Source organism: Mycobacterium sp. 1245111.1 (assembly GCF_001673405.1).
Lineage (GTDB): Bacteria > Actinomycetota > Actinomycetes > Mycobacteriales > Mycobacteriaceae > Mycobacterium.
The window spans coordinates 1-9277 of the sequence record NZ_LZLV01000030.1; the positions used below are offsets into that span (position 1 = coordinate 1).

The following is a 9277-nucleotide window of genomic DNA, read 5'->3' on the forward strand; positions in this document are numbered from 1 at the left end:
GAATTCGAAGCAATCATGACCACACCGGCCAGTCAGGCCGCGTGACCGAAACTGTCACCTGATCGTGCAGCAGACCCGTTTGCCGTGAGCGCTACTTATCACCGCGTCAGCTGGGCGTCGACGGCCGCCAGGAGCTGGATGAGGCGGTTGGACCACTCGATGATTTTCGTCTTCATCGCCGGCACGTATACCCCGTTCGCGCTCCTGGATATGCCACCGACGATTGCGCACCAGGTGTTGGCGATCGTGTGGGGAGGGGCGCTGGCCGGAGTTGCGCTGACGCTTGCGTGGCCTAGCGCGCCGCGCGCGCTCGGCGTAACGCTCTATTTGCTCCTGGGCTGGGTGGCCGTTTGGTACGCAGCGACGATCTTGAGCAACGCCGGCGTCGCCGCAGCCATTCTGCTCGCAGTTGGCGGTGCGCTCTACAGTATCGGCGCGGTCTTTTATGCTCTACGTTGGCCCGATCCGTGGCCAGCGACCTTCGGCTATCACGAGGTATTCCACGGATTGACCGCACTTGCTGCGATGTGCCACTTCGTAGCAGTCTGCCTGGCGATCTTCTGAAACGCGTCTAGCATGCGAACCGACGCCTATTCGGTCTCAGCCAGGCAAAGCTGCGGTCGGGTGTTGCGTGGCCACCAAAACCACCGGCCGAGAAGGGCCGCGATCGAGGGCGTCATCAGTGACCGCACGATCAGGGTATCGAAGAGCAGTCCGAGGCCGATGGTGGTGCCGGCCTGGCCGATAGAAATGAGGTCGCTGGCGGCCATCGACATCATGGTGAACGCGAAGACCAGGCCGGCGGCGGTGACGACGCCTCCGGTGCTTCCCATGGATCGGATGATCCCGGTTTTCCATCCGGCGGCGATTTCTTCTTGGAAACGTGAGACCAAAAGCAGGTTGTAGTCCGAGCCGACAGCGAGCAGGATAATCAAGCCGAAAACCGGTGCGATCCAGTTGAGTTCCAGGCCGAAGATGTGCTGCCACACCAGCACTGAGAGCCCGAAGGCGGCGCCGAGTGAGAGCAGCACGGTGCCGACGATCGCGATTGATGCGATGGCGGCCCGGGTGATGATCAGCATGACGGCGAAGATGAGCGTCAGGGCGGCGAGTCCGACGATCATCAGGTCGTAGGCGGAGCCGGCTTGGATGTCGCGGTTGTCATTTGCCACGGTGATGGGACCACCGGTTGGCCAGCGGGTAGGGACCACCTGTTTGGCTCAAGGGGCATGATCTGGCGTCTTGGGTCAGCTGTCAACTGAGGGTTTCTGGCGTCGGCGGTAGGACTGGCCTTCGACGACGAGTTCGTGTGCCGTGGAGGTGAGGCGGTCGACCGCTGCTTGTGCGAGCAGTGGGTCGGTCATGACGGCCAGCCATTCGTCGGGAGTTCGGTTGGAGGTCAGCACCGTGGAGGCCTTCTGGTGGCGCGCCACGACCAGTTCGTAGAAGTCGGCGGTCGCGGTTGCGTCCATGGGCTGCAGGGCAAAGTCATCGATTATCAGTAACCGGACTTGAGCGAGACGCCGCATCTCGGCTTCGGTGCTGTTGTCGAGTCGAGATGCCCTGAGCCGTTTGAACATCGAGTCAGCTCGCAGCATCAGGGTGGGAATCTTGCGGCGCACTGCGATGTGACCGAGGGCGGTTGCCAGATGGGTTTTGCCGACCCCGACCGCACCCAGCAGTAGCGCCCCGTGCGGTCCGTCGAGGAACCGCAAGCTGGTCAGGTCGGCCCATAGTGTGCGGTCGTAGCGCACGGCCGCGGTCTCGTCCCACGCCTCGAGGTGCATGGCCGGGTCCAGGCCGGCGTCGCGGGCGCGGCGTGCTGCTGAGCTGGTGTCTCGGCGGGTGGCTTCATCGGCCAGGACGAGTTCGAGGAACGCGGCATGGGACATGTGTCGTTGCCCGGCCAGGATGAGCCGTTCGGGCAGGGTGTCGAGCATGCGTCCGAGTTTGAGTTGACGCATCACGTGTTTCAGATCGGCCGAGACCGGATCGGTGAGAACGTCTTTGGTGGGTTTGGTCATCGCAGTTGCTCCTGTCCGGGCTCGTCGAGGACGCCGCCGTCGATGACGGTCAGCCAGTCCGGCCTGGTCGCCTTGGCCGGCGCGGGCGAGTTGGTGCGGTATTCGCCGGGGTCGCGGGCGAACCGGGCCGGGGCCAGCCCCGAGGCGGCGCGTGGTGGGGGCTGTTCGGCGTTCTCGGTGGCTTTCTCCAACATGGCGGCGATCTTGGTCACCGAGACGACGTCCAGATCCAGGGCACGCCCACAGGCGGTGTCGGTGGGGCCCGGGCCGTAGCGTTTGACCAGCCCCAGCAGCCGATACACCTGACGCATCCGGGTCCACGGCAGGTTGTGATCCAGCAGCCGCTCGGCGTAGATGCCGATGTTGGTTCCGTGCCCGGCGGCGGTGGCGATCAGGCGGTTCAGGTCACGCATGGCGTAGCCGGTCTTGGCCGCGGGCAGATCGACCGGGTCGGTGCTGCGCCCGCCTGGGGGTTGGCGTGGGTGGGTCTTGATCAGCTGAGCGCGGTGAAACATCTTGACCAGTTCACCGTCGGCTCGGGCTGAAACCGTCTGTCCCCGATACTGTTCGGGTATCGAATAGAGTGCGTTGCCGACCTGAACGTGGTAGTCGCGGTGCACTTTGACTTGGGCGTAGATCGGCACCGCGTAGGGTGCGGCTGGCGCCTTGAGCAGCAGCGCTGCCTCCGCCTCGGCGAACACCACCGCCGGACGCGCACAGGTGGTGCCGTGGATGCGTTGCCCAGCCTTCTCGGCGCACCACGACTGGGCGCGGGCCTGGGCGTCGGCCAGATCGGTGAAGTCCTCCCCGGCGAAGAAGTTGTTGCGCACGTACTGGACCATCCGCTCGACACGCGGTTTGTCCTGCGGGTGGGCCACCCGGGCCGGGTCGGTCACGAACCCGCGGGCTTGGCTGTATTCCAGCCAACCAACGGTGAATCTTGGGTTGACCGAATCAGTATGGGCTACAACGGTACCCATGTTGTCGGGGATCAGGACCTTGAAGACTCCGCCGAAGAATCTCCACGCTGCCTCACAGCCGTCGATGACCGCCGCCAACGTCTGGGAAAACGTCAACCACACGAACATGTGCCGCGAGTACACCGCGGTGAAGATCAACGCATGCACCACCCGACGGCGTCCACAGACCGAGTCGAACAGCATGCCCATCCGGGCGAAGTCGATCTGGCATTCCACTCCGGGTTCCCCGTCGACGACGGGCACCGTGCCCCCTCGGCCCCTATAGTCGGTGCGCTCAACGCAATAGCGGTGCAGAGTGCGTTGCGGCACGATCACCCCATTGCGGGCCAGCAGATCACCGATCTTGACCCCGGTCAAACCCTTCTTGACCCAGGCGTTGATCTGATCATGGTTGGCGCACAATGATTCCCACGCGACACCATGGCCTTGCGGGCGGTCCGGGCGGACCGCGGCGACCACTGCACCGATCAAGTCGTCAGTGAGCTGGTCGACGCCACGCTCACGATCCAGCCCCGCCGCCACCGCGGCATCGACGTAGCGTCGCACCGTCTTGCGGTCCACCCCAGCCTGGGCAGCCGCCGTCCGATACCCCGAACCCGACAGCCACGCCCGCAGCACCTCACGAACCTCGATCACCGAAACCTCCCGATACTTCAGCGGACCTCCACATCGATTGACGTGCAGTAATCCGACCCAGCAATCGAGCGACTCCAGGCGCGACGCGCCGGGTGGTCCCATTACTGGCAAACGGGTGGTCCCATGACCGTGGCTAAACCCTGCTCAAACCGGTCCCATCACCGTGGCGGGCGACAGCGGTAGACCGCGGCGGTTCCGGCGAGGTAGAACCGTGCATCGGTCAGGCTGCTGCCTTTGACGGCTTGGTGTGCGGCGTCGAGTTCGGGGGTAACGGCGGAGATGCCTGCTGGGGTTGCCGGGTCGGTGTCGTGGGTGATGATGAAGCGGGCGGCGTGGCCGTCGGGTGAGAGGAACAGTTTCAGGCCTTGTTGGAAGTCGGGGTTGTCGAAGGCTTCTGGCGGCAGGTAGAAGTAGTCTCCGCTTTTCGAGGCGTCGAACGCTTCGCCCATGGCGCTGGCGGTGTCGGTCATCCGTGCGATTTGGTCAACGAGGCCGGCGAAGCTGCTATGCATCGTCTGCAGGCTTGCTTGCATCGCTGTGGCGACCGCGATGATCGGCGGAAACTGCTGCGCCATTTGTGGAATCAACGCGTCGACGCTGTTGACGTCGCCCAGTAGCGTTTTCATGTTCTCGCTGAAGTTGTCGACGCCGTCGATCGATTCGAACACTGACTTGGTCGCCCAGCAGACCGGGATGTTGAGGCAGTGCGGTTCCCAGTGCAGGTAGCTTCGGAGGGGCCTTGCGACGTCATCGAAATCGGCGAGGTGATCTCGGACGTCGTCGAGCGTTGCTTTCATGGTGTTCATGTCGCTGACCATGTGATGAGTGGCGCCGCTCATCTGTTGGATGAGGCCGTACATGCGCTGCATGGAGCCGATCATGGCGCCGAGGTCGTCGCTCATGGTGAGCATGTCGGCGGCCCGGTCTTTCATGAACTGCAGGTTTTCCCGGATGGGGATCGATTGCGCGCTGATCTGAAACGGTATGGATGTGTGGTCGACCGGGCCGCCCAGGGGGCGGGTGATGCTTTGCACCATCGCGATCCGCGGCGTTCGGAATACCTCTTTGGCGATTTTGTCCAGGATGATCATGTCCCCGGAATTGCGCATATCGTGCTCGCTGGTGACCATCAGGATGTCGGGATTCATTGTGGCAGCGCTGAAGTGGCGTTCCGCAGCGGTGTAGCCGACATTGGAGGGCAGATCGGAGGGGATGTAGAAGCGGTCGTTGTAGCTGGTTTTCATGCTCGGCATGATCGCAATGCCGACAAGGGCCAGTGCCAGTGAGGCGGCGAACACCGGTGCGGGCCATCGCACCGTCGCGGTGGCGACCCGCCTCCAATGGCGCACATTGATCGGGCGTTTTGGATCCAGCAAACCGAAGCGGCTCGCGACAGCGACGATGGCCGGCGCAGCCGTCAGCGCCCCGGCGACCACGATCAGTAAACCGAGAGCTGATGGTATGCCCAGTGCTTTGAAGTACGCCAGGCGCGCCAGGTGCAGGCAGAAGGTGGCCCCGGCGATCGTCAGCCCTGAGCCCAGGATGATATGGGACGTGCCGCGAAACATGCTGTAGTAGGAGGTTTCTCGGTCTTCGCCGGCTTGGCGGGCTTCTTGGTAGCGGCCGATCAGAAATATCGCGTAATCGGTGCCCGCGGCAATAGCGAGCGAGGACAACATAGCGACGACGAACGTGGAAAAGCCCAGCAGGTCGTAGTTGCCCAGGATCGCGACGACCCCTCGCGCGGTGCCCATTTCGAGGCCGACCATTGCAAGCACGAGCAGCACCGTGCTCACCTTGCGATAGGTAAAGAACAGCATGATCATGATGACCAGCCCGGTCAGGCCCATCATGGTCAGCATGGATTTGTCGGCGGCCTCGTTCATGTCGGTGGTCAGCGCCGCCGGCCCGGTGAGGTGCACCCGCATCCCTGCGGGCGGGGGCGTGCGGGCGAGGGCCACATGCACGGCTTTGATGGATTCGTTGCCCAGCGTGCTGCCCTGGTTGCCCGCTAAGTTGAGCTGGACGTAGGCGGCTTTGCCGTCGCGGCTTTGGACTCCGGCCGCGGTCAGGGGACTGCCCCACACGTTTTGGACGTGCTGCACGTGCTTGCGGTCGCTCTGCAGCTCGTGCACCAGCGCGTCGTAATAGCGGTGCGCCTGTTCGCCGAGCGGGGTGTCGCTTTCGAGCACCACCATGGCGACGCTGTCGGAGTTGAACTCGTGAAACGTCGCGCCGATCTGTTTGGAGGCCATCATCGACGGCGCGTCCTGGGGCGACATCGTGACCGCGTGGTTGCGCGCGGCCGACTCGATCGGCGGCCAGAAAACGTTGACCGCGACGGTCACCACCAGCCAGGCCAGGATGATCGGCACCGCACATCGGCGCACGATTCGCGCCAACCGCGGTCGCGTCTGGGTGCCGGCGGTCATGCGGCCTTGACCAGACACGACACTTGAGCGTGGTGCTCGGAGGCGTGGTGCTCGTCTTTCACCTCACCGTTGACGGTGATGCGGCAGCCGAGAGTGTCGCTGTCACCTTGGGCCACGACGTTGGCGATGACTGACGACATTGTGGTCGCTATCGCGTATCGCCATGGCAAGGCGCTGAAATTCGCCTGCGTGGGCCGCGAATCCTTATCGACGTAGCTCACGCGTCCGGCGGTGCCGGTGGCTCCGAACACTTCGTAGGTCACATGTTTGACGTTGGTCTGCGGTAGCTGCTGGGCTTGGCTGGCCTTCACCGAAAAGATGGGATCCGAACCAAAGACCCTCCGCAGCTTGGAAACTCCGATCGATCCGAGCGTAATCACGACCACCACGACAATCGGCACCCACGCACGTTTCACTGTTGTCAACATGGCGCTGGCCTCCGATCCTCGCGGCACCCGAGTCATCAGCGCCGATGTTCGGCCGCGTGCCCTGACCCTGGCACCGTACTATACCCCCCAGGGTATTGCTCGGTGCGCACCTGTGCCACCACCCGGGGTCCGTGAGTCACGACTCAGGCGAGGCTCAAAAACAACTTCTCGAGTTCCTCGATCGTCAAAGGTGCTGGTTCACCGGCGTTGTCACCGGGGGTATCGAGACAATGCCGGAGACCGGACGCGATGATTTTGAAGCCGGCGCGGTCCAACGCTCGTGACACCGCTGCCAGCTGCGTGACGACGTCTTTACAGCTGCGGCCCTGCTCGATCATCGAGATGACAGCGCCCAGCTGCCCGTGCGCTCTGCGCAACCGATTCAGCGTTGCTTCGATGTCTTGGCTGGAGTGCCCCGGTCGTGGCTGCGCCACAGATGTTTTGCCAGCAGATTTCGCCATGCCGATCTTTGTACCATACCCCCGGCGGTATTCGTTCCTAACGTGTGGTTCAGGACTCCTCGGCGCTCGATGGGTTGCCCTCACCCGCTACCTTCTATACGGTGGGGGGTATAGCAAGGCGCAGCATCTTCAGGTAGCGGCCGCCAGAAACGTGTTGTCTGACAGGAATTTTCTCGATGGTGAGGAGTACCTATGACCGACCGGCAGCCGTCGAAAACAGCTTCCCGCACGGTGACGATCTGGCTGGACCCGGTGTGCCCGTTCTCGTGGAACACAGCGCGCTGGTTGTCCACCGCCGCGGAGACGGCGGCGCTCGACATCGACTGGCGCCTCATGAGTTTGGCGATATTGAACGCGCAACGTCAGTTGCCGCCGCCACAACAGGCCCGGATGCACGACTCTCGACACGTCGGCCGGCTGATGGTCGCGCTGCGCGCGGAATTGGGCGCCGACGCGGTCGCCAAAGCCTATTTCGCCTTCGGCCACCGATACTTCGACGAGTCAGCCGCAATCGACGACGACCTCGTCACACACGTCCTCGCGGCGGCAGGAGCGCATACGGTGACGGCTGCGGCACTGTCCGATGCGAGCCTGGATGGCATAATTAACGACCTTCATCAGGCCAGCCAAGACGCGCTCGGCGAGGCGACCGGCAGTCCGATCATCACGATCGACGGGCACACCATGTTCGGGCCAGTCCTGACCTCGGTGCCTGCCTCGGACGAGGCATCCGCCCTCTTCGAGGCAGTCGCAACCCTGGTGTGCACATCGGAGTTCACACAACTAGAGCGCCCGCGCACTCACGCGTAACAAACGCGTCGACTGCACATCGGTCCCACATAAAGCCACAGGTAGGCGTGCCCACGCGACCTTCAGCACACCGCAAACACCCAACAGAAGGAAGAGGGAAGAAGAATGGCGAACAAATTGGTCATCCTTGGCGCCGGCATCGGCGGACTCACGGTCATCAAGGAACTCACCAAAGCCGGTGTGACTACCAATGATCTCGACATCACCATCGTCGATGAAGACTTCTCACACTTCCTGGGTTTCACCTTGCCGTGGGTGATGCGCGGCTGGCGAGAAGCTGACAGCATTTCGATCCGACCCAGCGACAGCACCCTGGCTGGAGTCCGCCGCGTGACCGGGACCGTCAGCGCCATCGACCCCATGGCACGCAGCGTGGCCCTGACCGACGGCAGCGCCATCGCCTTTGACGCCTTGATCATTGCGACAGGCGCCCGCAACGCCATCGACAACGTTCCCGGACTACGCGACGCGGCCCACCGCGGCATCGCGGTGCACTACTACAGCGCAGACGCCGCCGCGCACGCACACGAAGCACTGATGGCGTTCACCGGTGGCAAGCTCGTGTTCCTGGTCACCTCACAGCCCTACCGCTGCCCCGTCGCCCCCTACGAAGGTGCGATGCTTGCCGCGGATCTGTTGCGCGACAACGGAGCACGCGATGCCACCGACATCACGGTGTACAGCCCCGAAAAGCAACCGATGCCCTCAGCGGGACCTTTCGCCGGACCAGAACTGGTCTCCCTGCTCACCGCCCACGACATCAAATTCTTCGGCGAACACACCGTCGTCGATATCGACGACGCCCAACAAGTTCACTTCAGTAACGGCGCACGCGCCGGCTTCGACCTGCTCGTGTTCATACCCCCGCACGAACCCGCTGTGACGCTGGATGAGCCAGGATGGATCAAGGTCGACGCCACCACTATGCAAACCCGACACCCAGGCATCTTCGCGCTCGGCGACACCACCGTCATCACCTCACCCTCAGGACGACCGCTGCCCAAAGCCGCCATCTTCGCCAAAAACGGCGCCACAGCCGCCGCGCTGAACGCCCTGCATCATCTGGGCATCACAGACACCGACACCCCGTTATCCGGCGAAGGTTACTGCTACCTCGACACCGGGAGTGGCACTTCAGCTTTGGGCAAAGGGAACTTCTTCGCCCTGCCGCACCCAGCCATCCATCTCAGCCCACCTTCCGAGCAGTTACACCACGACAAACAAAATGAAGAACGCAACTGGCGAGCGTGCTGGGAGGACGAACCGTTGACGGCAGGATGACACCGGAACAGAGCCCGCGAAACGGACTGCAGCGCGCGCGCCGTGGTGGATCGCAGGCGAGGTTGCGGACAGGACCGCTAAAACTCGACCAACATCTCAGCCGAAAAACGATGCATCGCTTGGTCTGTCTCAGCAACCGTCCGCCGGGTATACCGCCATCCGCTACAGCGGCGCTGGAATTGCTGGCGACTACTAGACGCCGAATGGGTCTGCTGCACGAATAGG

At 63.2% G+C, this 9277-nt stretch carries 6 protein-coding genes and 3 pseudogenes; 3 read left to right on the forward strand and 6 right to left on the reverse strand.

Annotated features, from left to right (window positions below):
* Positions 1–78: 78 nt before the first annotated feature.
* Positions 79–564: pseudogene (locus A5658_RS05800) on the forward strand (hemolysin III family protein); the annotation flags it as partial.
* A gap of 26 nt (positions 565–590) precedes the next feature.
* Here the strand turns inward: A5658_RS05800 and A5658_RS05805 are convergent.
* The 6 genes and pseudogenes from A5658_RS05805 to A5658_RS05830 form a co-directional block, all read right to left on the reverse strand.
* Positions 591–1157, reverse strand: a pseudogene (locus A5658_RS05805) (MMPL family transporter); the annotation flags it as partial.
* A 90-nt stretch (positions 1158–1247) separates the two neighbouring features.
* On the reverse strand, positions 1248–2024 hold the full coding sequence (gene istB / locus A5658_RS05810) for an IS21-like element helper ATPase IstB (RefSeq protein ID WP_067332212.1): 777 nt from the start codon (positions 2022–2024) through the stop codon (positions 1248–1250).
* Positions 2021–3640 carry an IS21 family transposase gene (gene istA, locus A5658_RS05815; protein ID WP_067332220.1) on the reverse strand — a complete coding sequence of 540 codons (1620 nt, stop codon included), beginning with the start codon at positions 3638–3640 and terminating at the stop codon, positions 2021–2023. Before istA ends, istB begins: the two co-directional genes overlap by 4 nt.
* A gap of 176 nt (positions 3641–3816) precedes the next feature.
* A pseudogene (locus A5658_RS05820) lies at positions 3817–6072 on the reverse strand (RND family transporter); the annotation flags it as partial.
* Positions 6069–6500, reverse strand: a complete 432-nt coding sequence (locus A5658_RS05825; RefSeq protein WP_067332223.1) for an MmpS family transport accessory protein — start codon at positions 6498–6500, stop codon at positions 6069–6071. The pseudogene A5658_RS05820 and the gene A5658_RS05825, both read right to left, overlap by 4 nt.
* 143 nt (positions 6501–6643) lie before the next feature.
* On the reverse strand, positions 6644–6967 hold the full coding sequence (locus tag A5658_RS05830) for a metal-sensitive transcriptional regulator (protein ID WP_369830491.1): 324 nt from the start codon (positions 6965–6967) through the stop codon (positions 6644–6646).
* A gap of 186 nt (positions 6968–7153) precedes the next feature.
* Here A5658_RS05830 and A5658_RS05835 point away from each other — a divergent pair, with 186 nt between their 5' ends.
* Positions 7154–7771 (forward strand): DsbA family protein, encoded by a 618-nt coding sequence (locus tag A5658_RS05835; RefSeq protein ID WP_067332216.1) that lies wholly within the window; start codon positions 7154–7156, stop codon positions 7769–7771.
* Between the two features lie 105 nt (positions 7772–7876).
* A complete protein-coding gene (locus tag A5658_RS05840; RefSeq protein WP_067332218.1) occupies positions 7877–9052 on the forward strand; it encodes an NAD(P)/FAD-dependent oxidoreductase in 1176 nt (391 codons plus the stop codon).
* The last annotated feature ends 225 nt before the right edge of the window (positions 9053–9277 follow it).

Bases quoted from the DNA above. Each gene is read 5' to 3' on its own strand.
- istB (WP_067332212.1), bottom strand. From the start codon at position 2,024: ATGACCAAACCCACCAAAGACGTTCTCACCGATCCGGTCTCGGCCGAT.
- A5658_RS05825 (WP_067332223.1), bottom strand. From the start codon at position 6,500: ATGTTGACAACAGTGAAACGTGCGTGGGTGCCGATTGTCGTGGTGGTC.
- A5658_RS05835 (WP_067332216.1), top strand. From the start codon at position 7,154: ATGACCGACCGGCAGCCGTCGAAAACAGCTTCCCGCACGGTGACGATC.
- A5658_RS05840 (WP_067332218.1), top strand. From the start codon at position 7,877: ATGGCGAACAAATTGGTCATCCTTGGCGCCGGCATCGGCGGACTCACG.